General features: G+C 63.6%; 21 protein-coding genes. 12 read left to right on the forward strand and 9 right to left on the reverse strand.

Annotated elements, in window-relative coordinates:
• The first annotated feature begins 346 nt into the window (after nucleotides 1-346).
• From W911_RS12845 to W911_RS12865, 5 genes are all read left to right on the forward strand, one after another.
• Nucleotides 347-1,453: an ABC transporter substrate-binding protein gene (locus W911_RS12845; protein WP_023787976.1), complete on the forward strand. Its 1,107-nt coding sequence runs from the start codon at nucleotides 347-349 to the stop codon at nucleotides 1,451-1,453.
• 78 nt (nucleotides 1,454-1,531) lie between these two features.
• Nucleotides 1,532-2,470: a YVTN family beta-propeller repeat protein gene (locus W911_RS12850; RefSeq protein ID WP_144083683.1), complete on the forward strand. Its 939-nt coding sequence runs from the start codon at nucleotides 1,532-1,534 to the stop codon at nucleotides 2,468-2,470.
• A 349-nt stretch (nucleotides 2,471-2,819) separates the two neighbouring features.
• Complete coding sequence (locus W911_RS12855) at nucleotides 2,820-3,593, forward strand: ABC transporter ATP-binding protein (protein ID WP_041318699.1); 774 nt, start codon at nucleotides 2,820-2,822, stop codon at nucleotides 3,591-3,593.
• Entirely contained in the window at nucleotides 3,590-4,486 is an 897-nt protein-coding gene (locus W911_RS12860) for an ABC transporter permease (RefSeq protein ID WP_023787980.1), read from the forward strand. Before W911_RS12855 ends, W911_RS12860 begins: the two co-directional genes overlap by 4 nt.
• 82 nt (nucleotides 4,487-4,568) lie before the next feature.
• The gene (locus W911_RS12865) at nucleotides 4,569-5,282 is read left to right on the forward strand and encodes a hypothetical protein (RefSeq protein WP_023787981.1); all 714 of its coding nucleotides are present in this window, start codon (nucleotides 4,569-4,571) and stop codon (nucleotides 5,280-5,282) included.
• Between the two features lie 129 nt (nucleotides 5,283-5,411).
• On the opposite strand, the gene W911_RS12870 is transcribed toward W911_RS12865, so the two are convergent.
• The 4 genes from W911_RS12870 to W911_RS12885 all read right to left on the reverse strand — a co-directional run bounded on the left by W911_RS12870 (nucleotide 5,412) and on the right by W911_RS12885 (nucleotide 9,668).
• A complete protein-coding gene (locus tag W911_RS12870) occupies nucleotides 5,412-6,023 on the reverse strand; it encodes a PQQ-dependent catabolism-associated CXXCW motif protein (protein ID WP_244438521.1) in 612 nt (203 codons plus the stop codon).
• Nucleotides 6,024-6,120: 97 nt separating this feature from the next.
• A complete protein-coding gene (locus tag W911_RS12875; RefSeq protein ID WP_023787983.1) occupies nucleotides 6,121-6,990 on the reverse strand; it encodes a substrate-binding domain-containing protein in 870 nt (289 codons plus the stop codon).
• Nucleotides 6,991-7,040: 50 nt separating this feature from the next.
• Complete coding sequence (locus W911_RS12880; protein ID WP_023787984.1) at nucleotides 7,041-7,568, reverse strand: c-type cytochrome, methanol metabolism-related; 528 nt, start codon at nucleotides 7,566-7,568, stop codon at nucleotides 7,041-7,043.
• Between the two features lie 273 nt (nucleotides 7,569-7,841).
• The gene (locus tag W911_RS12885) at nucleotides 7,842-9,668 is read right to left on the reverse strand and encodes a PQQ-dependent dehydrogenase, methanol/ethanol family (RefSeq protein WP_023787985.1); all 1,827 of its coding nucleotides are present in this window, start codon (nucleotides 9,666-9,668) and stop codon (nucleotides 7,842-7,844) included.
• Nucleotides 9,669-10,301: 633 nt separating this feature from the next.
• On the opposite strand from W911_RS12885, the gene W911_RS12890 reads away from it, so the two are divergent.
• Complete coding sequence (locus tag W911_RS12890) at nucleotides 10,302-11,348, forward strand: quinoprotein relay system zinc metallohydrolase 2 (RefSeq protein ID WP_244438523.1); 1,047 nt, start codon at nucleotides 10,302-10,304, stop codon at nucleotides 11,346-11,348.
• A gap of 23 nt (nucleotides 11,349-11,371) precedes the next feature.
• The gene (locus tag W911_RS12895) at nucleotides 11,372-12,220 is read left to right on the forward strand and encodes a quinoprotein dehydrogenase-associated SoxYZ-like carrier (RefSeq protein ID WP_023787987.1); all 849 of its coding nucleotides are present in this window, start codon (nucleotides 11,372-11,374) and stop codon (nucleotides 12,218-12,220) included.
• Nucleotides 12,221-12,416: 196 nt separating this feature from the next.
• Here the strand turns inward: W911_RS12895 and W911_RS12900 are convergent, their stop codons facing one another.
• From W911_RS12900 to W911_RS12920, 4 genes are all read right to left on the reverse strand, one after another.
• Nucleotides 12,417-12,812 (reverse strand): hypothetical protein, encoded by a 396-nt coding sequence (locus W911_RS12900; RefSeq protein ID WP_023787988.1) that lies wholly within the window; start codon nucleotides 12,810-12,812, stop codon nucleotides 12,417-12,419.
• Complete coding sequence (locus W911_RS12905) at nucleotides 12,809-13,492, reverse strand: hypothetical protein (protein WP_023787989.1); 684 nt, start codon at nucleotides 13,490-13,492, stop codon at nucleotides 12,809-12,811. Before W911_RS12905 ends, W911_RS12900 begins: the two co-directional genes overlap by 4 nt.
• Before the next feature lie 273 nt (nucleotides 13,493-13,765).
• Complete coding sequence (locus W911_RS12915) at nucleotides 13,766-14,764, reverse strand: beta-propeller fold lactonase family protein (protein WP_023787991.1); 999 nt, start codon at nucleotides 14,762-14,764, stop codon at nucleotides 13,766-13,768.
• The gene (locus W911_RS12920) at nucleotides 14,764-15,294 is read right to left on the reverse strand and encodes an SRPBCC family protein (RefSeq protein WP_041316566.1); all 531 of its coding nucleotides are present in this window, start codon (nucleotides 15,292-15,294) and stop codon (nucleotides 14,764-14,766) included. The genes W911_RS12915 and W911_RS12920 overlap by 1 nt, the downstream gene beginning before the upstream one ends.
• 187 nt (nucleotides 15,295-15,481) lie before the next feature.
• Here W911_RS12920 and W911_RS12925 point away from each other — a divergent pair, with 187 nt between their 5' ends.
• From W911_RS12925 to W911_RS12940, 4 genes are read left to right on the forward strand one after another with little or no spacing between them, the layout of a single operon-like run.
• Nucleotides 15,482-16,783 (forward strand): formylmethanofuran dehydrogenase subunit B, encoded by a 1,302-nt coding sequence (locus W911_RS12925; protein ID WP_023787993.1) that lies wholly within the window; start codon nucleotides 15,482-15,484, stop codon nucleotides 16,781-16,783.
• 27 nt (nucleotides 16,784-16,810) lie between these two features.
• Complete coding sequence (locus W911_RS12930) at nucleotides 16,811-18,496, forward strand: formylmethanofuran dehydrogenase subunit A (protein ID WP_023787994.1); 1,686 nt, start codon at nucleotides 16,811-16,813, stop codon at nucleotides 18,494-18,496.
• Between the two features lie 3 nt (nucleotides 18,497-18,499).
• Nucleotides 18,500-19,408, forward strand: coding sequence for a formylmethanofuran--tetrahydromethanopterin N-formyltransferase (gene fhcD / locus W911_RS12935; protein WP_023787995.1), 909 nt, complete (start codon nucleotides 18,500-18,502; stop codon nucleotides 19,406-19,408).
• Complete coding sequence (locus W911_RS12940; protein WP_023787996.1) at nucleotides 19,405-20,214, forward strand: formylmethanofuran dehydrogenase subunit C; 810 nt, start codon at nucleotides 19,405-19,407, stop codon at nucleotides 20,212-20,214. Before fhcD ends, W911_RS12940 begins: the two co-directional genes overlap by 4 nt.
• A 128-nt stretch (nucleotides 20,215-20,342) precedes the next feature.
• Here W911_RS12940 and W911_RS12945 read toward each other — a convergent pair whose 3' ends face one another.
• On the reverse strand, nucleotides 20,343-21,104 hold the full coding sequence (locus tag W911_RS12945; protein WP_023787997.1) for a DUF1194 domain-containing protein: 762 nt from the start codon (nucleotides 21,102-21,104) through the stop codon (nucleotides 20,343-20,345).
• Between the two features lie 180 nt (nucleotides 21,105-21,284).
• Here W911_RS12945 and W911_RS12950 point away from each other — a divergent pair, with 180 nt between their 5' ends.
• The gene (locus W911_RS12950) at nucleotides 21,285-21,656 is read left to right on the forward strand and encodes a DUF2946 family protein (RefSeq protein WP_023787998.1); all 372 of its coding nucleotides are present in this window, start codon (nucleotides 21,285-21,287) and stop codon (nucleotides 21,654-21,656) included.
• The last annotated feature ends 36 nt before the right edge of the window (nucleotides 21,657-21,692 follow it).

Below are 21,692 nucleotides of genomic sequence, written 5' to 3' on the forward strand. Positions count from 1 at the left end.
GGTGAACTTGACAATTGGCAATTCGATGCGATGTTCCCGGGGAAGATGTTACAATGTACCCGGGCATTTCGGCGGTGCCGAACAAGCCTGGCGGGAGGATAAACGCATGAGAGTGTATGCTGGGCCGGCGCCTCGGCCCGCCCGGTCTGTTTTGTGCCGTCCAAGCCCCTCCTTCCTTAGGGGGTTCACCCTCGTTGTCGCCTGCGCGGCCCTTGTTTCTACAGCGACATCTGCGGGTTATGCCGGAGAGGGCGCAGCTCAAACTCCGGCCCAGACCGCTCCCGCCGAGGCCCAGGCCCCTGCTGCGGACACCCCAAAAGACGACATTCTGAAAATTCGCATCCTGATGGCTCGCGAGATTCAGGAAGATCGCCTGCCTCCGCTCTCGCTTCTCGATATTCCGCCGCCCGATGACGGGCTTGCCGGCGCACAGCTCGGGATCGATGACAACAACACTACCGGACGCTTTCTCAAGCAGGAGTTCACTCTCGACTCCGTCGAAAATGCGAACGCGGACGCGCTCGTGGCCGACGTCGTCAAGAAAGTCGACGAAGGCTTCCCGTTCGTCGTCGCCGATGCCCGGGCCGAGACGCTGCTGAAGCTCGCCGACGCTCTCAAGGACAAGGACACCGTCGTGTTCAACGTCGCAGCGCCCGACGAGGACCTGCGCGAAGAGAACTGCCGCGTGAACGTCAAGCATACGGCACCGTCGCGTACGATGCTGGCGGACGCGCTCGCTCAGTATCTGGCCTGGAAACAGTGGCGCAACTGGCTGCTGGTCGTCGGCCCGACACCTGAGGACAAGGCGTTCGCGGATGCGCTGAAGCGGGCCGCGACGCGCTTCGGCCTCAAGATCGTCGACGAGCGGATGTTCGAGTACGAGCCGGGCAGCCGGCGCGCCGACGGTGGCTTCGAGCAGATCCAGCAACAGATCCCGAGCTTCATGCAAGGCGCGCCGGATCACGATGTCGTCGTGATCGCGGACGAAGGCGAACTCTTCGGCGAGTATTTTCCTTACCGGACATGGATCTCACGCCCCGTCGTGGGGACGGCCGGCCTCTATCCGACCGCCTGGCATCCCGCCGTCGAGCTTTGGGGCGGCACGCAGTTCCAGAACCGCTTCCAACGTCTCGCGAAGCGCCAGATGCGCCCGATCGACTACAACGCCTGGACGGCCGTACGCTCCGTCGGCGAAGCGGCCTCGCGCACGAACTCGTCGGATGCCAAGACGCTGATCGACTACATGCGATCGGACAAGTTCGATCTTGCCGCATTCAAAGGCCAGAAGCTGACGTACCGCTCGTGGAACGGACAGCTTCGCCAGCCGATCTTCATCGTCACTCCGAAGATCCACGTCACGGTCTCGCCGCAGCCTGGATTCCTGCACGAGTTCTCGGAACTCGACACGCTGGGCGTCGACCGGCCCGAAACCAAATGCACCGCCTTTCAATAAGTTGAGCGAACGACCCCAAGGAGCTTCAACGTGAAAAGACAAAGCACGGCCTTCGCACTGGCACTCCTTGCCGGCGTCATGCTGGCCTTCTCCGCCTCGAACGCGCTCGCATACCGCGTGTTCGTCTCGAACGAGAAGGAAAACACGATCTCGGTGATCGACAGCGAGACGCTGGAGGTCATCCACACGATCAAAACCGGCAACCGTCCACGCGGCATCATCCTCGGGAACGAGGGCAAGTGGGTCATCGTGTGCGTGAGCGACGACAACAAGCTGCAGGTATTCGACACGCAGACCTACGAACTGGTGAAGGATCTGCCGTCGGGACCGGATCCCGAGTTGCCGATCCTGCACACCTCCGGAAACCCGCTCTACGTCTCGAACGAAGACGACAACCTCGTCACCGTCGTCGACATCTTCGAAAACCGCATCATCACGGACATTCCGGTCGGCGTGGAGCCCGAGGGCATGGGCATGAGCCCGGACGGCAAGTGGCTGGTCAACACGTCCGAAACCACCAACATGGCGCACTTCATCGACACCGAGAGCCTCAAGGTGATCGACAACGTGCTCGTGGACAGCCGTCCGCGCGTGGCGGAATTCACGCCCGACGGCAAGGAAGTGTGGGTGTCGGCGGAAATCGGCGGCACGGTCACCGTGATCGCCACCGAGAGCCGCGAGGTTCTCGCCAAGATCAACTTCGAAATCCAGGGCATCACGAAAGACGCGATCCAGCCGGTCGGCGTGCGCATCACGAGCGACGGCAAGAAGGCGTTCGTCGCGCTCGGGCCGTCCAACCGCGTTGCCGTGGTCGATGTCGCCACGCGCGAGGTCGAGCGCTATCTGCTCGTCGGCCAGCGCGTGTGGAACCTCGGCTTCACACCCGACGAGAAGCTTCTTTTCACCACGAACGGCACATCGAACGACGTTTCCGTCATCGACGTCGCATCGCTCAAGGTCACGAAGTCGATCCGCGTGGGCCGCTACCCGTGGGGTGTGGTCGCCGCGCCTAACTAGGTCAGGGGAAAACGGAGCGCGCACACCGCGCGTTCCGTTTCATGACTCCGGTGGCGATGGCTTTCCGTTTTCAGCAGGGATATTGGCGAGACTTCCATTCCGTTCGGGAAAGCACCTCGCTCAATTTCTCATCGACTGGCAGACGTGAATGCGCTTTCATCTCGCCCGACGTCTACGGACGCTTCGGCGATGTGGGCTTCGAAGGGTAGAATTCAAACTCGTGACGGCAGCACGAGACCGAACGCCAGCGCTGCGCGCACTTTGTCGTGATCCGTCCGGGCGTCTCTCCGCGGAGCGGCCAGGCCCTCGCAGCAACGGATCAGCAAGGGACTTTATCCGTCACGTGAGCATCGCCAGCACAACATCCGAGACCTCCTCGCCCGACGCGCTCGTCGTCAACAGCGTGAGCCACAGCTTCGGCGACAAGCGCGTTCTCGACGACGTGTCGCTGACCGTACCGCGGGGTTCGTTTGCGGTTCTGCTCGGCCTCAACGGCGCCGGCAAATCCACCCTGTTCGCGCTGATCACGCGCCTCTACGACAACGTGTCCGGAGAGATCCGCATTCTCGGCCGCGACGTTCGGCGGACACCGGGCGCTGCGCTGCAACGTCTCGGCGTGGTGTTCCAGTCGCGGACGCTCGATTCCGATCTCTCGCTTCAGCAGAACCTGCTTTATCACGCCGCCCTGCACGGTCTCGGCCGGCGCGACGCCAAGAAGCGGGCCCAGGAAGCCCTCGAAACCGTCGGCTTGGCGGATCGCGCGCACGAGAAGGTGCGCAATCTTTCAGGTGGACAGGCGCGGCGCGTGGAGATCGCGCGCGCCCTGCTACATCGACCGAGCTGCCTGCTGCTCGACGAGCCAACGGTGGGGCTGGACATCGGCTCGCGCGAGAGCGTCATCAAAATCGTACGTGACCTCGTGGCACGCCAGGGACTCGGCGTCTTGTGGGCCACGCATCTCATCGACGAGATCGCGCCCGACGATTGCGTCGTCGTTCTTCACAAGGGCCAGGTGCTGTTTACCGGCCAGGTTCCCGAGCTTCTGAAAGCTGCCGGGGCGGCAAATGCACGGGATGCCTTCCGCATACTCACCGGCACCCAGTCGGAGGAGGATGCGGCATGAACAAGGTCGATGTCGTCCGTCCGATGGCCGATCAGGCGCCGCGAGGGCTCGGTTTCTTCGCGTATCTCGCGTGTTTCCGCGGAATCGTCTGGCGGGAAGTGCTCCGCTTCCTGCATCAGCGCGAACGCTTCTTCTCCGCACTCGTCCGGCCGCTCGTTTGGCTGTTCATCTTCGCGGCCGGCTTTCGGCAGGTGCTCGGCGTCTCGATCATTCCGCCGTATCAGACCTACGTGCTTTACGAGACGTTCATCACGCCGGGCCTGATCGCGATGATCCTGCTCTTCAACGCGATGCAGTCTTCGCTATCGATGGTTTACGACCGCGAGACGGGCGCCATGCGCACGCTGCTCGTGAGCCCGTTCCCGCGCTCCTTCCTGTTGCTCTCGAAACTCATCGGGTCGGTGGCGGTCGCGCTCCTGCAAGCGTACGCGTTCCTTGCGGTGTGCTATTTCTGGGAGATCGAGCCGCCGCTCATCGGCTACCTGACGGTGGCGCCCGCGATCATCCTCGCAGGGCTGATGCTCGGCGCCATGGCGCTGTTCATCTCATCGGTGATCCGCCAGCTGGAGAACTTCGCGGGCGTCATGAACTTCGTCATCTTCCCGATGTTCTTCGCCTCCTCCGCGCTCTACCCGCTGTGGCGCATCCGGGAATCGAGCCCGCTTCTCTACGAGATCTGCAGGGTTAACCCGTTCACTTATGCGGTTGAACTGATCCGCTTCGCCCTTTACGGGCAGGTCGGTCCGCGCCTCAGCGACGGCTCGATCGACCTTACAAATCTGTATGTTGTCATCGGCTACACGGTGTTCTTCCTTGGGGCGGCGGTTTATGCCTATAACCCCTCCAAGGGCCTGATCGCACGGCGCGGCGGCCCGGGCGCGAGAGCGAGCTGAGATCTCGCGCCCATCCCCAAGGTGGAGATTTCAAAAGCCTGTTTCAGCTTCTTCGGCGAACTGGACCAACGAGAGACAAAAAATGACCAGCACCGCTCAGAACGCTTCGATCCCATCCATCGTCCTCGGCGCGGCCTTCCTCTTCGGCGCGTCGTTCGCACTCCAATCCGCCCCAGCAGCCGCGGGGGGGCCGGCGGTGACGCCGATGCCCGCCGTGGGCGAGCCCGCACCGCCGCCGATCGACATGACCTCGGCCTGGCCCTGCGTACAGCGCAAGGTGGATACGCTGTCGGTTGCACAGATCTGGGACGGGCCGCCCATCGACGACGTCAAGGGATGGTTCCTGGACACGGATGTTTCCGCGCTCATCGAGGTTCTTTCGAGCCGCCGCATTCCCGTCGACCAAGCCGAAGGAGCCGTCGAGGCCTTTGCCAAGGAGCAGCCGGACGACAAGAAGGACGAACGGCTGACGCTGCTGTTTGCCGGGTTGTTCGACCGGGCGACGACGCAACGCCGCGGCGTGATGGCGGGCATCGAGCGCTATCAGCGATCGCAGCAGGAGCGCTCGCGGGAGCTTGAGCGGCAGAGCTCGGCCATCTCCACGCTTCAGGATAAGGCCTCAACGGACGACGACGCAGCCGCCAAGCTCAAGGACGCTCAAGAGAAGTTCGATTGGGCGCAGCGTATTTTTCACGAGCGTCAGACGAACATTCCGCTCGCGTGTGAGCTGCCGGTTCTGATCGAAGAGCGGCTGTTCATGCTGACGCGCGCAATCCGCAACGGGATGAGCAGCTAACTCCATCTGTCGGGATGGCGAAGTGGCTCTGTCGGCCCGCAGGCGTTCCTTGGACCGGGACCCGCCCTGCCGCCGGGAAGCTGGCACGCCTCACGGCGCCAGGCCGCGTGAGCCTCGTTATCCGCTACGTTACGGGACCGGCTCCACCTTCACGAGGTCGAAGCCGTGCTCCTGCCAAGCGTCCGTTCCCTCGGAAAACCAGAGCACATCCGTATAGCCCCATTCGAGGGCGCGTTTAGCGGCATTCCAGGACATCCAGCAGTTCCGCTGACAGAAGAAAACGACGGGGCGTGCCGGATCGTTCTCCGTCAACGTCGCCAGGCGCGTCTTGAAGTAGTCCTCGAACTCGTCGGACAGCACGCCGTAGCCCACGTTCGGCAACCAGTGGGCGCCCTTCATGCTCATGTGGGTCGGGTCGCGCCAGATGGTCCCTTTCGGGAGGTTTGGCGGCTTTTTCGCGCGGGGATAGACGTCGACGAAGAGCGCACGCCCTTCGCGGACGATCTTTTCGGCATCGTCCGCATCGATCGTGCGCGCACCCTTCAAGGTGAGAGGAACGGGCGCACGGTAGTCGTCGGTTCTGTAGCCTTCGAGTTCCGGCACATCGCCCGCGATGGCGGCGGATATATGCGGGGTGGAGAGCAGCACGAAGACCGCGGCGGCTATCCATGCGCGCGTGCGTGCCGATGTCGAAAAGGCGCCGGTCGTCACAGAGACCGCCGTCACACAGCCCAATCGCACGCCACTGCTCCTCTGAACCACCCCAAACGACATACGCCGGGCGTACACATGTGCACACCCGGCGTCAATCTCCGCCCAAGCCAGATGGAGATGGGCTTTAGTTGGAGCCGGTGGCCTTCACGGGGCCGCGCGGCTCCGTAATGATTTTGTTGTCCTCGTCGATGATCGGCACGCCGTAGTCGAGGAGGATCTTGTCGATATCGCCCTGACGCTTCGTGATCACGTCGTTGATCTCGTGCTTCCACTGCACCTCGTTGACGCGTACGCCGAGGGTGATGCGATAGTCGAGGCGTTCGGTGCCGGGGCGGCGCGCTTCGACGATCGGATTGACGACCAGATCGCCGAACTCTTTCGCGTAGTAGCCCGCGTAAGGGCCCCACAGCACGCCCGCGTCGATCTCGCCCTTCTCGATGTCCTGGATCATTTCGCGCGGCGGGCTCTCGTGGCGCGTATCGACCATGAAGCGATACGAGCGCGCGTTCGGCATCAGGCCAGCGCGGGCAACATGATCGGCGGCCGGAGCGCCTGCCTGGACGCCAATGGTCTTGCCCTTGAGCCGCTCGTCATAGATCGAGTTCACGTCCTCAAGGCCGCTGCCTTTCTTGGCGATGATGGCGTAGGTCGTGCGGTAGTAGTGATTGGTGTTGAGCGTGTATTCGTCCGCCTGGACGGTGCCCATGATGACGTCGCAGCGCCGGGCCGCCAGCGTCATCCGAACCAAGCCGAGCCCTTGCGGAAACCACGTGTACTCGACGGGACGTCCGAGTTCGTCGGCGAAGATCTCGGCGATCTTGTTTTCGAAACCTTCGCCCTTCTCGTTCGAGTACGGCAAGTTTCCGGGCGTTGCGCAAACGCGAAAGACGTTGCGGTTGACCGCATCCGCGAGATGGCCCTCGGCAGCCCCGGCGCCGCCAGGAGCGACGACGAGGCTGCCAAGGAAGAGAGCTAGAAGGGCGTGCGTTCTCATGGGATTTTCTCTCTCGTTCTTATGAGGCAGCCGCCGAACCACCGATCTCGTTAGCCTCCTACGCAGGCCTTTTCGTAGTCGATCGCTTCCTGCGGCTTCGCAGCGCGCTGGTCAGCGCTCAAGCGGCCACCCGGCAGCGCATCCGTCGAACGGGCGCGGAGATAGATGTAGATGTCGTCGATGTAGCACATGACGTTCGGGTTATCGCCGAGCGCGGGCATGACCGACTTGGTGCCGCCCATGTCGCTTTCCTGACCGCCCGCGACGACCTGGAGGAACTTCGCGTAATCCATGGTCTTGAGCGAGTCCTTGAGGGCTGGCGCAAACGTCGAGCCTTCCGCGTTCGGACCATGGCATACGTGGCACTCAGCATGGTAGCGGCGCCAGCCGGAATAGGTGTTCCAGTCGACCTGAACCACGTGATCCGTATTCTCGGGATTCCGCTTGACGTCATAGGTCGGCGTGCCGTCGGGCAGCGTCCACTTGCCGTCCTTGAATTCCTTGCCTTCCTGGAATTGCTTCTCGAAGGCCGGATCGGGCATTGCCGACTTGTCATCGTCTGCGATTGCAGATCCCATAGAAACTGCCACTACACCAGCGGCAACGATCATACCAAAACCAAATCTTTTCACGCGCGTCCCCTGTTACGTTGAAGCTCCGACCAGCTTCAGCTCTGTTCCTTATAATGCCGAAGCTGCTCTCAGGCCTTCACAATACGGTGCATTTGCGTTCGGATCTTCTTCACGACTTGGTGACGTCCGCCCGCCGCGACAAGTCGTCTTGAAGATTACTTTCCAGCAACAAACCGGCGCGGGTTGCCCCGCGCCGGTCCGTTTTCTTAGCGAGCCAAACTAAGGCAGCGCATAGACCGTGAGCGTGCCACCGAGGTCGGTGTAGCTCTTCAGGCCAGCGTAGTTGCCGACCGCGCCGAGACCGTCCGTCGGCTTGTCGAGGCCAGCTGCGAGACCGATACCGGCCCAGCCACCAACGCCCGAGAAGATGCCGACGTACTGCTTGCCACCCTGCGAGTAGGTGAAAGCATTGCCGATCGAGCCCGAAGGCAGACGGTGCTTGAAGAGCTCAGCGCCACCTTCCTGGTCACGCGCCTTGAAGTAGCCGTCAAGCGTGCCGTGGAAGGCAAGGCCGCCAGCCGTGGTGAGAACACCCGACCAGACCGAGAACGGCTCGTCATGCTGATGCACGATCTTGCCTTCAGCGGCGTCCCAGATGGTGAAGTGGCCGGTGTTCGTCTTGCCCTCAGGCGGGAACATCGACAGCGTCGCACCGACGTAGGGCTGACCAGGCGTGTAAGAAACCTGGAACGGCTCGTAGTCCATGCAAACGTTGTTGACCGGCACGTAGAACAGACCCGTCAGCGGCGAGTACGAGACAGGCTGCTGGTCCTTGAAGCCAAGGGCAGCCGGGCAGACGTACTTCGAGTTCACGTCGGGACCGTTGAGGAACGTGGACTTCGACGCGACGACGATCGGACGACCGTAAGTGGCGCTGTCCTTGTCGAGGTCGACGTGCGTTGCCCAGTTCAGGTCTTCGTCGTACGGCTGAGCGACGAGCACTTCACCGTTGAGACGATCGATCGTGTAGGCGAAGCCGTTACGATCGAAGTGAACCAGAACCTTGCGGTCCTCGCCACCGACCTTGAGGTCAACGAGGACGTTCTCGTTGATGCCGTCGTAGTCCCACTCGTCGAACGGGGTCATCTGGTAAGCCCACGCTGCAACGCCGGTGTCGGGGTTACGAGCGAAGATGGTCATCGACCACTTCTGGTCGATCTGCTTACCGTCAGGTCCAGCGCGCTGAGCCGGGTTCCAGGTCGAGGGGTTGCCCGTGCCGTAGTAGAAGAGGTTGGCATCCGGATCGTACGAGGCATAGCCCCAGGTCGAGCCACCACCGATCTTCCACTGGTCGCCGGTCCAGGTCTTGAGCGAGGAGTCCTTGCCGACCGGCTTGCCGAGCGACAGGGTCTTCTCCGGGTCGACCAGGATGTCTTCGTCCGGACCCATCGAGTAGGCGCGCCAAGCGCGCGTACCGTCAGCGATGTTGTAAGCCGTCACGTGACAGCGAACGCCGAACTCAGCGCCCGAGGTACCCATGATGACCTTGTCACCGACGACAAGCGTGAAGCCCGTGTGCGTCTCACCCTTCTTGGGGTCGCCGTTCACAGTCTTCCACTTCTCTTTGCCCGTGTTGGCGTCGAGCGCGACGAGAGTGGTGTCAGCCTGACCGAAGATCAGCGTATCGCCGACGATGTTCACGCCGCCACGGTTGACCGTGTCGCAGCACATCACGGGGATGACCGACGGATCCTGCTTGGGGGTGTACTTCCAGACGATCTTCGGACCGACGGGGTCGGAGATGTCGAGCTGGAAGACGTTGTTCGGGAACGGCGTGTGGAGCCACATGCGATCGCCGATCACAATCGGCGAGCCCTCGTGACCGCGCAGGACGCCGGTCGAGAACTGCCAAGCGACCCGGAGGTCCTTGACGTTCGACTTGTTGACCTGATCGAGTTCCGAGTAACGCCAGTTGTTGTAGCTACCGGACTGCATAGCCCAGTTGTTGGGGTCCGCGGACGCCTTCTTCACGTCGTCATTCGCCATCACCGGCGAAGTCAGAGCGACTGAGGCGAGCAGCCCGTATGCGAGTGCACTTCTGCGCATCGCGCTTCCTCCTTAAAGTTCTTGCCACGCTTGCAAGCGGCAGCGAACGACAGCGTGTCACAGCCCAGCTACGGTTTCCCGGGATTATTTCCCGTGTCTTTCCGTTGGCTTACGAATGGAGTTCCCGCACTGGGGACCCTCCTGAAGCCATCACTACCGTGGTCCCTTTTAGACACTTTCTCGTGAGGTCCGCAAGGCAATCCGTGAAGCGAATTTTATTGCAACACCAATAGGACAAGGGGCCTGACCCTTTTTACGATAGGTATCATTGGAGTTTTTGCGCTGCGGGATGAAATGGTGCGCTGCACGTCTAATTTTTCCCATGACAAGGTGGCCCGTCGCCCCATTGACATTTGAAAAGTTTTGTGAATAATTTTTGTCCTTTGAAAATTTTATGTGGGCATATTTTGCGCTTTTCCCAGCCCATGCTTACGTGTTTCTTCCCGAAATATCGGGAATTTATCCCAGTCTTTGCCGTGCCCGGACGGAAGTTTGTCCCGCGCTTTGAGTCTTCCTGCAAAAGCGCTCGTTGAAGCGTGGGTGGCATCTCGGTACCTCTGTTGTGCGGTGCCCGTCGATCAGGGGCGGCTACCGTCGATCAAGGATCCGCTCAGAGCATCGGAGGCGCACCGCGTGACCCGAAACCGCCCGCCTTTTCCGCGCCTCGCCGTTCGAACTCTCCCGCCTCCCCGCCCCGATGCGCTCCCGCTCGGAACCGTGGGCCGGCGCGCGCTCCTCACGGCTGCATCTTCGCTCGCGGCGCTCCTGATCCTCCCAGCCGGTTTGCGCACCGGCCGCGCGGAGACGGCGACAGGCTCCGCGCTGCATCCGTTCGTCGACCAGATCGCGCCCGGCGTCTTCGCACACCGGGGAGAGGTTGCGGTTGCCACACGGGAAAACGCGGGCGACCACGCGAACATGGGGTTCATCGTGGGCCGTGAGGCGGTGGCCGTGATCGATACGGGAGGCAGCGCCAAGGTGGGCGCACAGCTCCACGAGGCCGTGCGCGCGGTCACCGACCGTCCCATCCGTTATGTGATCAACACCCACATGCATCCCGACCATGTGCTGGGAAACGCCGCGTTCGAGGTCGAGGGCACAACCTTCGTCGGGCACCACAAGATCGCACGCGGTCTGGCGGCCCGGGCCGAGCGGTATCTCGCCGTCTACGAACAGGATCTCGGGCCGGACGCTTTCGCGGGGACGAAAATCGTCATTCCGAGCCAGCTCATCGATGCGCCGACGACGCTCGATCTGGGCGGCCGCGAGATCGTGCTGACGCCGCACCCCACCGCGCATACGGATAACGATCTGACCGTGCGCGACAGCCAGACGGGGACGGTGTTCCTCGGGGATCTCGTCTTCGCCGAGCACATCCCGACGATCGACGGGTCGATCCTCGGCTGGATGGCGGTTCTCGACGCGCTGGCGGCAGAGCCGGCGGAACGCGTTGTGCCCGGTCATGGCCCCTCCTCCATGGGCTGGCCGGACGCGGCGAGGCCGATCCGCCATTACCTTCAGGTCATCACCGGCGAGATCCGCAAGATGATCGCCGACAACCGCACCCTGTCGGAGGCCACCCAGAGCGTCGGCCTTTCGGAAAGGCGTGCATGGGAACTTTTTGATGCGTATCATGGGAGAAATGTCTCGGCTGCGTTTGCCGAACTTGAATGGGAGTAATCCCGCCGGACTGGAGAACTTTGATGATTCAGGGCCCGCAGAAGAAGAGCCTGCTTCGCTTTCCGCACCTCGCGATGCTGGCGGTCTCAGCGATGATCGCCTTTGGTGCGTTCCATAGCGCATCGGCAACGGACGAAGACATCTGGCCGGCGCTTGAGAAGGATATCTTCGGCGCGCGGACGGTGGTGGAGGATACCTCCGCCGTGACACTCGAAGCGCCCTACCGTGCGGACGACGCCGCGCTGGTGCCGCTCACGGTGCGCATCCCCGCACATATGGCCGACCGCGTTAAGAAGCTCACGCTCGTCATCGACCTGAACCCCGCGCCGGTCGTCGGCGATTTCACGTTCGGGCCGGCGGCGGGGTCGGGCGAGCGCGTGATCGAAACGCGCGTCAGGGTGGACATGTATTCCAACGTGCGTGCCATTGTGGAGACCGACGACGGCCGCCTGCTGATGGCGACGAAGTTCGTGAAGGCGGCCGGCGGGTGCTCGGCACCGGCGCTCAAGGATACGGACGCGGCGCTCGCAGATGCGGGGCGCATGCAGATCCGCCATCTCGCCGGCGACGCGACAGCGACAGCGACAGTAACTGGCCAGCGCATGGGGCAGGTCATGATCCGCCATCCGCAGTATTCGGGCCTGCAGCTCAATCAGGTCACCGGCTACTACATCCCGGCCAAGTTCCTGCGCAGCATCGACGTCACGCGCGGGGGCGAGCGTGTGTTCCGCGTCGAAGGCGGCATCTCGCTCTCGGAGGATCCGAACATCCGCTTCACGTATGCGAGCGGGACGGACGACACGATCGAGGTCACCGCGGAGGATACCGACGGGCGGACGTTCACCGGACGCGCCGAGCCGAGGGGCTCGTAAGACCTGGGTCAGGCTTCGCCGCTGGCGCATGTTCTGTGTAAGCGCAACCGCACCGTTCCCCTCCCCCTTTTGGGGAGGGACAGTGTCGCGGAATACCCGACCCGCCTCCGTTTGAGTTGAAGGCGCTCTGGCGAGAGCAAACAGAAAAAGGGCGCCCCGCGAGGCGCCCTTTTTGATTGTCCTTTGCGCGCGCAGATCAGAAGCAGCGAACTTCGCCTTCGACCTGGGCGCGTTTCAGGTTGCTGACCTTCTCGACGAACAGCGGCCCGTACATGTAAGCCACGCTCTCGCCGCCGCGCTGGCGCACCGACAGGATGGTTTCAGCTTCCTCGTACTGATCGTAGGGCAGCACGGAGGCGATGACGTCGATCGAGCACGAGCAGCGGTCGACGACATCGCGCGTCATGCCGTTGACCAGCATGCATCCATAGACGTAGTCGGCACGCACGTTGGTCGGATAGTCGTTCGAGATGTCGGGAAGCTTTAGCTTGGTGTCCTTTTCCGGACAGTCGTCGCCGATGGCCGACGAGCCCGCCGCGATCATGACTGCGGAGGCAGCGGCCAGAGCGTATGCAAATCGCTTCATCGTCATTTCGCCTCTCCCATGCCTACCAGAGTGATCTTCTCTTCGATGCTCGGGGCCGCGGCCTGCGTGCTCACGAAGCTCGACGTGAGATCGACGAAGAACCCCGGCACCTCCTTGCTCACCACGACGGTGAACTCGGTGTTCTCGAAACCCTGCATCTTGTCCTTGTTGCGAACGTCGTCGGCGTATGGGCGGATCGTCACCTTTTGAGCGTCGATTGTCTTGCCGTCGAACTCGTACTTGATGTCCTGGATCTTGGCCGAGTCACGCAGGGCCAACTGGAATTTCCGCTTGAGGTAGCGGGCGTCGCCGCCGGCGAGATAACGGAAGTTCGTCACAGCGCGGTCCAGATACCAGACGAAGAGCGGGTTGATTGTCAGATCGGGCCAGTTCTGCGGGTCGCGCGCCTGCTCGCCGGTGAAAACGTGAAATACGACGTCGCGCTCGCCCTTGCCGTTCACGCTCGATACGTTGAGGCGCAATTCGTCGGTGAGGTTCTTGCCGACGAGCTGCTCGTTCGAACCCTTCTTTTCGAAGCGGTAGGTGACGCCGGCCCCCTTGTCGATCAAATCGAGATGGCGCGATTCGAACAGCAGCTCCACGACCCTCGGGTCTCCGGCCGCGATGGCCGCGACGGGCGCCAGCGCCAGACACACGGCAGCGATAGCCCGTGCAAAGTGTGACATCGTTGCATTTCCTCCAATTGGGCACCAATCCTGGGCCTTCTTGGGAATTCTTCTAACGCCGGTCGGTCTCTTCCGGCAACGGTTCGAACATGAATTCTCGGTTATTTTGGCTCACGCGCCTGTTCGCGCGGGCCGATGCCCCGCGCTGGCGCTCCGCCGGGGCGGCGCATAAGCGCCGAGTCGCCTTGCTCCCGAACTGCTGCGCAGTTGGGGTGTGGCGTGGGTGGTCGGCGGCAATGCTGCGGCGCAGCATTCCGTGTCTCCGGAAGTGGGTTACCGGAGAAACTGTCCGAAGGCGCGCGGGCCGTCGCCGACGGGAATGCGGTCGGTGACTTGGAGCGTCTTGGTGTCGATGCGTTCGAGCGTGTTGGATTCCCAGCAGGCAACGTAGACCGCGTCTCCGGACGGATCGGCCTCGATGCCTTCGGGGAATTCGCCGACGGATACCGTTCCGACGACCTTGAGCGTTTCGAGATCGAACACGGAGACCGTACCTGCGTATTGATCCGTCACGTAGCCGCGACCGCCGGAGAGCGCGACCGCATACGGCCGGCTGCCGACCTTGACGGTGCCGACGACGCTTCCCGTCTCAAGATCGATCACGCTCACGTCGTCGCTTTGCACGTTCGCCGTGTACGCCCGCTTGCCTTCCGAATCGATGGTGACGCCGAAGGGGCGCGCGCCGACTGCGAAATGCGCCTTGCGCGTGAGCGTCTCCGCGTCGATCAGCGAGACTTCATCGCTGTCGCGGTCGGCGGTGACGATCAGCTTTCCGTCCGGGGTGATCGCCACGCCGGACGGCGACAGGCCGACGTCGACGCTCCCGATCACGGTCCCGGCCGCTGGATCGACCGCGTAAAGCTTGTGCTCGTACCAGTCGGCCACGAAGATCCGGCTGCCGTCGGGATGGGCGGCGATGCCGACCGGCCCCTTGCCGACGGCAATGCGGGAGGTGATGGCGCGCGCGTCGGCATCGACGACCACCACCTCCTTGCCCTCGGGCGCGGTGACGTAGGCGATGCGGCCGCCGGGCGCCATTGCGACACCCGCCGGCTTGCCGCCGATGGCGATTTCCGCCACCGGCTTCCGCGTCGCCAGATCGACGATCGAGAGAGAATCGCCGCCCTGATTGGTGACGAACGCCTCGCGTGCGCCTTCGGATGCGGCGAACGCCTGGCTGGGGAGCCAGTGCGCCGCAGGAAGGACCGCCGCCGCGCCCGCAACAAGCGAGACGAATGTGCGCCGCGACAACCGCCCGCTCGCACGGGGCATCAGTTGCCCCCTTCCAGCTTCTCCTTCAGGGCCGCGAGGCCGCTCGTATAGACGCCGGTAATGGCCTTGACGGCGGCTTCGTCCGAGAGCTCCGGCGGCGGGTCGTTGTTCATGAAGCCGCGATAGAACGCGCCCCACCATTCGACTTCCGACTTCTCGCCGTCGCCCGTGACGGTGATCCGCGACGAGTAGTTCTCGACCGGCAATACCTTCACATCGACTTCCGTGATCACGTAATTGTAGACCTTGCCCGCCTCGTCGAACTTCGTGAGCTTTTCATGGATCTGGCCGCCACCCTGAAGCGTCAGCGTCCGCGTGGCATCCACCGCATTGCCGCCCTCGCCTTCCGTCTTCTCGATGGCCGGATGCCAGCTCATGTCCTGGAAGTTGCTGACGACCTCCCACACCTTGTCGGCGGGGGCGTTGATCTCGATCTTTTCGACGACCCTCTGTCGCGTGGGGCCGTGCGCCTCGGCCGCGAAGGGCAGTACGGCCACCAGCGCAAGCGCCGAAGCAAGCAATCTAACCATCAGCAATCCTCCAGAAATTCCATTCTCGACTAGACATATGTCAAGCAGGCGGCGGACAATAAGGAAGAGATCAGGGACACGCAATCCATGCGCTCATCCGCCCCTGCGGCGCAGCATGATCCGCTGTTGTTTTAGACCTAAGTCCATGCTTTGGTGCCGCCCCAAATCAACTCACGAGACCCAACGCATGACGAACTGGACCCAAGCCACAGGCGCGGGCGACTCGCGCAAGTCGAACGCGATCACGGATGTCGCCTGCCCGTTCTGCGGTCTCGTCTGCGACGACCTCGAAATCGTGCGCGACGAGAGCGGCATCAAGGTGGCCAAGAACGGCTGCGAGAAGGCCGTGGCCGGCTTCGAGCGCGCGGTGGACGGCGCCCGGCCCCAGGTGGACGGGAGGGATGTCGACCTCGACACGGCCATCCGCGCCGCGACCGAACTCGTCCGTGCGTCGTCGCTTCCGCTTTACGGCGGGCTCGGCACGGACGTGGACGGCATCCGCGCCGTGATGGCGCTGGCCGACAAGTCCGGCGGTGTCGTCGATCATGCCCTGTCAGAGGGGCAGTACCGGAACTTCCGCGTGCTGCAGACTCGCGGCTGGGTCATGTCCACGCTGACGGAGGCGCGCAACCGCGCCGACCTCTTCATTATCGTCGCGACGGACGTGCAAAAGTTGCATCCGCGCTTTTTCGAACGCATCGTCAACGTCGAGCAGTCGCTGCTCACCGAGCAGCCGAAGAAGCGCACCGTCGTCTTCATCGGTAAGGATCTCGACCAGTCCGCCGTCACGGGTCCGCGAATCGGCGAGGTGCTCACACTCAACGTCGACCTCGACCATGTGAGCGATGTCGTCAGCGCGCTCGCAGCCGAGATCCGCGGGACGCCGGCGACCGGGGACACCGTCGCGGGCGTGGCGACCGCCGACATCCGCGCGCTCGCGGAGCGCTGCAAGGCTGCCGAATATCCTGTGTTCGTGTGGGCCCCGCCCAGCCTTGCCTTCCCGAACGCCGACCTCGTGGTCAGCACCGTGTCGGACCTCGTCAAAGACCTCAACGTCGAGGGCCGGGCGGCCGGTCTCGCGCTCGGCGGCAACGAGGGCGCGATTTCGGCGGCTGCGGTTTCGTCGTGGCAGAGCGGCTTCCCTCTGCGTGTTTCGTTTGCATCCGGCAAACCGCATTACGACGTCACGCGCTATGCCATCCCGCGCATGATCCAGGACGGCGAAGGCGATCTTCTGCTCTGGATCGCCTCCTTCTCGCCGGATCTCGGTCCTCCCGCCACAAAGGTCCCGAGCATCGTGCTCGGCACGCCCGGCATCAAGCTGGCGGCTCAGCCCAAGGTGTTCATCCCCATCGGGACGCCAGGCATCGACCATGCGGGGCGCATCATCCGCGTCGACAACGTGGTTTCCATACCGCTCAAGGACCTCGGCCGCTCAGAGCTACCTCGCGCCGCCGACATCCTCGCCGCAATCGAACTCGCCCTTTAAGCCCGCCCTTCCCAAGGACACGAAGACATGCTGATCAAGTTCACCGGCGGCACCGTCTACGACCCCATGAACGGGGTCGACGGCGAGGTGCGGGACATCTATGTCCAGGACGGCCGGATCGTCGCCGAGCCGCAACCCGGGACGCGGATCGACGAAGAGTATTCGCTCAAGGGCCAAGTCGTCATGGCGGGCGCGATCGATCCGCACAGCCACATCGGCGGCGGCAAGGTCACCATCGGGCGCATGATGCTGCCCGAGGATCACATCGGAAACGAAGTGGCGCGCACGGAGCTCCTGCGCTCGGGCTGCGGCCACGCCGTGCCTTCCACGATGACCACCGGCTACCGCTACGCGGAGATGGGCTACACGGCCGCGTTCGAGCCCGCGATGCTGCCCGCCAACGCACGGCAAGCCCACCTCGAAATGGGCGACACGCCCATGATCGACAAGGGCGCGTTTGTGATGCTCGGCAACGACGACTTCTTCCTGAGCGCGCTCGCGGAGAAGCGGGACTTCGCGTTCATCAAGGATTACATCGGCTGGACCATGCACGCCTCGCAGGCGCTCGCGGTCAAGATCGTGAACCCCGGCGGCATCAACGCGTTCAAGTTCAATCAACGCGCGCTCGATCTCGACGAGAAGAACGTCCACTACGGCGTGACGCCCCGCGACATCATCCTGACGCTCGCACGCGGCATGAAGGAACTCGGCGTTCCGCATCCGATCCACATCCACGGGTGCAACCTCGGCGTTCCGGGCTCCATGCATTCGACGCTCGCCACGATCCGTGCGGCCGAAGGGCTGCCGCTCCATCTCACGCACATTCAGTTCCACAGCTACGGCACGGAAGGGGACATGAAGTTCTCGTCCGGCGCGCCGCAGATCGCCGAGCTTCTGAACCAGCACACGAACGTCTCGATCGATATCGGGCAGATCATGTTCGGGCAGACGTGCACGGCGTCCGGCGACTCCATGCGCCAGTACGGCAACACGAAGTCCGCCGATCCCAAGAAGTGGGTGGTGATGGACATCGAGTGCGACAACGGCTGCGGCGTGGTGCCGATGAAGTACCGCGACAAGAGCTACGTGAACGCGCTGCAGTGGGCGATCGGGCTCGAACTGTTCCTGCTCGTCAACGATCCGTGGCGGATCTTCCTCACGACCGATCATCCGAACGGCGCGCCGTTCTACTACTACCCGCATCTCATCCGGCTCTTGATGGACCGCACGTTCCGCAACGAGATGCTGGAAAAGCTACACCCCGGCGCGCAGGCGGCGACGATCCTGAAGTCGCTCGACCGCGAGTATTCGCTCTACGAGATCGCGGTCATGACGCGCGCGGGCCCGGCGAAGAGCCTCGGCCTGCGCGACCGCGGCCATCTGGGTGCCGGTGCTTCCGCCGACATCACGATCTACGAGGATCTGCCGGACCGCGAAGCGATGTTCAAGACGCCGCTCCTGGTGTTCAAGAGCGGCGAGCTGATCGTGAAGAACGGGCAAGTCGTGAAGGTGGTCGCGGGCGCCACGCACGTCGCCCGCCCCGACTACGACCCCGGCATCGAGAAGACGCTCAGGGATTATTTCGAACGCTACCACACCGTCCGGCTCGACAACTTCCGCGTCTCCGACCAGGAGATCGTCGACAGCAATTGCGGCCACACCGGCGGAGAGTGCGGCTGCGTCATCGTTCAGCCGACGGGACCGAGGACCTAACCCATGAGCGCCATCTCAAGAAACGGCGTCACGATTGACGACACCTTCGCCGAAGCGTTCGGCATGAGCGCGCTCGGCCTCATCATCACCGCAGACTCGGCCAAGTGGGCGAACATTTGCGCGACCGTGATGACCGGCTTCGGCACCTCGGTGATCGGCGCGGGCGCGGAATGCGGCATCGACCGGCAACTTTCGCCCGACGAAACGCCGGACGGACGGCCGGGCGTGCGTGTGCTGATGTTCGGCTTCTCGCCGGACGCCCTCAAGCCGCAGCTTCTCAATCGCGTCGGGCAGTGCGTGCTGACGAGCCCGGGCTCCGCCTGCTTCAACGGCCTCGACAGCCCCACGACGATGCCACTCGCCGCCGGTCCACGCTTCTTCGGAGACGGCTGGCAGACGGCCAAGAAACTCGGCAAGCAGCGCTTCTGGCGCGTGCCCGTGATGGACGGTGAGTTCATCATCGAGGACAAATGCGGCGTCACCACCGAGGCGGTCGGCGGCGGCAACCTGCTGGTGCTCGGCCGTGACCGCGCAGGCCTTCTCGAAGTGACGGAAGCGGCCGTCGCAGCGATTGCAAAAGTGGACGACGTCATCACGCCGTTCCCCGGCGGCATCGTGCGCTCGGGCTCCAAAGTCGGCTCCAAATACAAGGGCGCCATCGCGTCCACCAACGACGCGTTCTGCCCCACGCTCAAGGGCGCGGTGACGTCGGAACTCGATGCCGACACGATTGCCGTGCTCGAAATCGTGATCGACGGCGTCACCTCGGCGTCCGTCGCGGACGCGATGCGGGCCGGTCTCAAAACCATCATCGAGACGGGCGCCGCGAAGGGCGTCACGCGGGTCTCTGCCGGCAACTACGGCGGCAATCTCGGCCAGCATCACTATCACCTGAAGGACCTGCTGCCATGAGCACGCTGAGCTTCACCCTGCGCACGGCGCCGACGCATGCGCTCGACCTCTCCAGCCTGATTCCGGGCCGTCTGGCCGAGCTTTCTACGGCTGAGATCGAGAAGCTGCCGCTCGTCACGGGCGCCCATGCGCTCAACGTCGGCGACGTGTTCACCGTTTCGGGCACGCCGGGCGCCGCGCTCGCGATCTCGGCAGACTCGACGCTGCTCGATTACGTCGGCGCGGGTCTCGACCAGGGCACGATCACGGTCGAGGGTTCCGTCGGCAACCACGCGGCGCGTGGCATGAAGGGCGGCACGCTTGAGATCCGCGGTAATGCGGGGGCCTATCTCGCTTCGTCGGCGACGGGCGGCCTCGTGCATGTGAAGGGCTCGGCGGGCGACTATCTCGGCGGCGCGCGTCCCGGCGACAAGTTCGGCCTGCTCGGGGGCACGGTCGTCGTCGAAGGCGACATCGGGGAGCGTGCGGGCGAACGGATGCGGCGCGGCATCGTCGTGACGCGGGGCAAGTTCGGCGCCGCTGCCGGTTCGCGCATGGTCGGCGGCACGCTCTGGACGGAGGCGGGCTTCGGGCCGCGCCCCGGTCCGCTGCTGCGCCGCGGCACGCTGATCGCGCCCAAGGTGGACGAGCTTCTGCCGACGTTCGCCGATTGCGGACGCCACGACCTCGTCATCCTCAACATCCTGTCGCGCTACATTGCAAAGACCTTGGGGCCGCTCGCGCCGAAGCCGCTGCCGCCGCTGGTGCGGAAGCTCGCGGGAGACCGCGCCACCATCGGCAAGGGCGAGATCTTGCTGACCGCATAATCCGCGGCCAGAACGCGGCGCATCTTGTGTGCGCCGCTCCGCGTCGACCGGCAAACAGCGCCTCCTACCGAGGCGCTGTTTTTTGTTGCGAGACGACGTGTTGCGAAACGGGGCTTCGTCGGCCCGCGTTAGTTTCGCCGGCTTGCCTGCTTGTAGGCCGGCACGCCGCTGCTGATCTCCATGATGAACTTCTGGCGGATCGCGCGGCCGAAATCGTCGAAGCCGTCGGCGGGCAGCACGAACGAGCCGGGCCCGCCCATCACGTTCTCGCGATACCACTGCTCCAGCGTATCGCCCTCGTCGGCTTCGAGGATGGGCAAGCCGTTCACGGTCACGCCCAAGGCGGCAAGCTCATCGCGAACGGCGGCTGGATCCTCGTCAGGATTGCAGTTCTCGCGCCCATCGCCCGAGACGTCGACGATGGTGCGGAAGGGCTTGGCGGGGATCTGCGAGACGACCTTATCCGAGATCGCGCGCAGCATGGCGGAGACGCAGGTGAACTCTCCGGTCTGGCGGGGAAGCTTTCGCACCATGTTCGCGACGGCGGCCGCCTCGGCGGGCGAGGAGATGCGCTCCCAGGCGATGACCTGGCGCGGCCTGTCGGCCCACGTCACCATCGAGAACAGAATCGATGCGTTCGGGCCGTTCAGAATAGCTTTCAAGACCTCCGGGTCTTCGAGCGCGGTCGCTATCCCCTCCATCTGCAGCTTATAGCGGTGCGCATCGACGGAGTTCGAGACATCGACGGACACGACGAGGGCTGTATCGACGTAGGCCTGCGCATCTGCAAACTGAGCCCGCAAACCGGAGAGCGTTGCCATAGCTGTCAAAGCTGCGAGCGCCAGTGCGATCCCGGGCCACGTCCCGCCCCTCAGGTTTCGTTTTTTCATCGTTTCTTCTCGTTTTTCCCGGGCGATCCTTTCCGCATCATAACCATGCCTGTCCCTCACCGGCCAGAGATTCGACCCCGGCAGCCCAGGGAGATCTCCTGTCGCACCGCCGTCACTTGCAAAGTTCGCCGCCCGCGCCTACCGTCCGTCTACCCTGCGGACAGGGAATGAAGGGGTCTCGTGAGCAAACGCACACCCATCGTCGTTTTCATGCTCATCGCGCTGGCGTTTCGCAGCCTCGTGCCCGATGGGTTCATGATTGCGGCCGCGAATGCGGGTGACGGCTCCTTCGAGATCGTCATCTGTACCAGCACGGGCCAGAAGACGATGCATGTAGCGGCAGACGGCACGACGCCTGCGGAGCAGCAGGGCGAGCCCGATCTCTGCCCCTTCGCCTTCTCCAGCGTCGGCGACGTGGCCACCGGGGAACCCGATCTCGCAGGCACGGTCGCCTACGCGAGCCTCACGTACAAGCTCGCGGCCGCGCTTTATGCCGAGACGCCGAAACCCGGCGCCACATCCGCGCGCGGGCCACCGAACCTGTTGATCTGACCGGGCTCACGCGAGCCCGCGCATCGCAGCCTTTGC

This window comes from Hyphomicrobium nitrativorans NL23 (assembly GCF_000503895.1).
GTDB classification, from domain to species: Bacteria; Pseudomonadota; Alphaproteobacteria; order Rhizobiales; family Hyphomicrobiaceae; genus Hyphomicrobium_C; species Hyphomicrobium_C nitrativorans.

What these genes read in the sequence shown, in the direction of transcription:
- W911_RS12850 (WP_144083683.1), top strand. Translation starts at nt 1,532, where the DNA reads ATGCTGGCCTTCTCCGCCTCGAACGCGCTCGCATACCGCGTGTTCGTC.
- W911_RS12925 (WP_023787993.1), top strand. Translation starts at nt 15,482, where the DNA reads ATGACGAACTGGACCCAAGCCACAGGCGCGGGCGACTCGCGCAAGTCG.
- W911_RS12920 (WP_041316566.1), bottom strand. Translation starts at nt 15,294, where the DNA reads ATGGTTAGATTGCTTGCTTCGGCGCTTGCGCTGGTGGCCGTACTGCCC.
- W911_RS12945 (WP_023787997.1), bottom strand. Translation starts at nt 21,104, where the DNA reads ATGAAAAAACGAAACCTGAGGGGCGGGACGTGGCCCGGGATCGCACTG.
- W911_RS12860 (WP_023787980.1), top strand. Translation starts at nt 3,590, where the DNA reads ATGAACAAGGTCGATGTCGTCCGTCCGATGGCCGATCAGGCGCCGCGA.
- W911_RS12940 (WP_023787996.1), top strand. Translation starts at nt 19,405, where the DNA reads ATGAGCACGCTGAGCTTCACCCTGCGCACGGCGCCGACGCATGCGCTC.
- W911_RS12930 (WP_023787994.1), top strand. Translation starts at nt 16,811, where the DNA reads ATGCTGATCAAGTTCACCGGCGGCACCGTCTACGACCCCATGAACGGG.
- W911_RS12900 (WP_023787988.1), bottom strand. Translation starts at nt 12,812, where the DNA reads ATGACGATGAAGCGATTTGCATACGCTCTGGCCGCTGCCTCCGCAGTC.
- fhcD (WP_023787995.1), top strand. Translation starts at nt 18,500, where the DNA reads ATGAGCGCCATCTCAAGAAACGGCGTCACGATTGACGACACCTTCGCC.
- W911_RS12905 (WP_023787989.1), bottom strand. Translation starts at nt 13,492, where the DNA reads ATGTCACACTTTGCACGGGCTATCGCTGCCGTGTGTCTGGCGCTGGCG.
- W911_RS12865 (WP_023787981.1), top strand. Translation starts at nt 4,569, where the DNA reads ATGACCAGCACCGCTCAGAACGCTTCGATCCCATCCATCGTCCTCGGC.
- W911_RS12880 (WP_023787984.1), bottom strand. Translation starts at nt 7,568, where the DNA reads ATGGGATCTGCAATCGCAGACGATGACAAGTCGGCAATGCCCGATCCG.
- W911_RS12885 (WP_023787985.1), bottom strand. Translation starts at nt 9,668, where the DNA reads ATGCGCAGAAGTGCACTCGCATACGGGCTGCTCGCCTCAGTCGCTCTG.
- W911_RS12845 (WP_023787976.1), top strand. Translation starts at nt 347, where the DNA reads ATGGCTCGCGAGATTCAGGAAGATCGCCTGCCTCCGCTCTCGCTTCTC.
- W911_RS12895 (WP_023787987.1), top strand. Translation starts at nt 11,372, where the DNA reads ATGATTCAGGGCCCGCAGAAGAAGAGCCTGCTTCGCTTTCCGCACCTC.
- W911_RS12875 (WP_023787983.1), bottom strand. Translation starts at nt 6,990, where the DNA reads ATGAGAACGCACGCCCTTCTAGCTCTCTTCCTTGGCAGCCTCGTCGTC.
- W911_RS12915 (WP_023787991.1), bottom strand. Translation starts at nt 14,764, where the DNA reads ATGCCCCGTGCGAGCGGGCGGTTGTCGCGGCGCACATTCGTCTCGCTT.